Raw genomic sequence first — 973 nt, forward strand, 5'->3', positions numbered from 1 at the left:
AGAGATTTATGACTTGGCTCGAGAGATCCCTAAAGACTTGGCGGCAATTGATGTTGTTCCACAACGATGGTGGAAATAATCGAAATAGTCGGTTAATCCATTAGCACAATAAATAAGACCTATTTAAATATAAAATATTAAGATCAAAACTAATATTTTAGTTGATCTAAAAGCAATTACGCTTATATATATTTTGGAGAAATAAAAATGCCAAGAATTAAATCCATGAAAAAAAGATTTTGTACTTTCTTATCACTATCGGCTTTTTCACTAACTGCATCAGCAATAGAAATTAATGCAGGGCAGAGCACTGCCACAATATACGGGTTTGCAAAATTGAACATGATATACGATGTAGATGCACGTCTTGGCACATTTGTGACTCATAAGGGCATTGCCCTGGATGATGAGAATGTCGCCGAAGGCCATACTCAGTTTGATGCATCGCATAGCCGACTGGGAGTCAAAATTCTTACCGACACTCCTCGTGGAGCTGTCACCACCGTAATCGAAGGCGATTTCAATACTCCTGCTGGTACTGGCCCATTTCGATTGCGTCACGCCTATGCTCAATGGAACGGTATCATTGCGGGCCAATACTGGACGAATTTTTGGGGAGGGCTGTCAACTTTACCGACACTAGATCACTTGGGTCAGGTTGGCCAGGGAGCAGTATTACGCCAGCCTCAACTCCGTTACACCTCTGATGGATTTTCCATTGCGTTAGAAGACGGTGGAAGTTGGCGTGGCTCCGTTTCAAGCAGCTCAGATCCGAGCATCAGTCCAGCCAACAAGAATGAACTGCCGGCTCTGACTGCTAAGTATCAAGGAAAGATAGGGCCCGCTAAAGCCGGTATATCTGGGGTCATTCGACAAATCCAGTACTATGATCAAGCATCCAACTCCGAGGAAAGTGGGTTTGGCTACGGTATTAACGTCGAAACTCAGATTCCATTGTCAGATCTCATTACCC

1 protein-coding gene is annotated in these 973 nt (G+C 43.5%); it reads left to right on the forward strand.

Features of this window, described 5'->3' with window-relative positions; genetic code table 11:
• Nucleotides 1-207: 207 nt before the first annotated feature.
• On the forward strand, nt 208-973 hold a 766-nt coding region (locus WA411_RS19060), incomplete at its 3' end, for a DcaP family trimeric outer membrane transporter (protein ID WP_336119312.1).

It is taken from the genome of Marinobacter sp. CH_CUG1437-1 (assembly GCF_037029655.1).
Classification (GTDB): Bacteria; Pseudomonadota; Gammaproteobacteria; order Pseudomonadales; family Oleiphilaceae; genus Marinobacter; species Marinobacter salsuginis.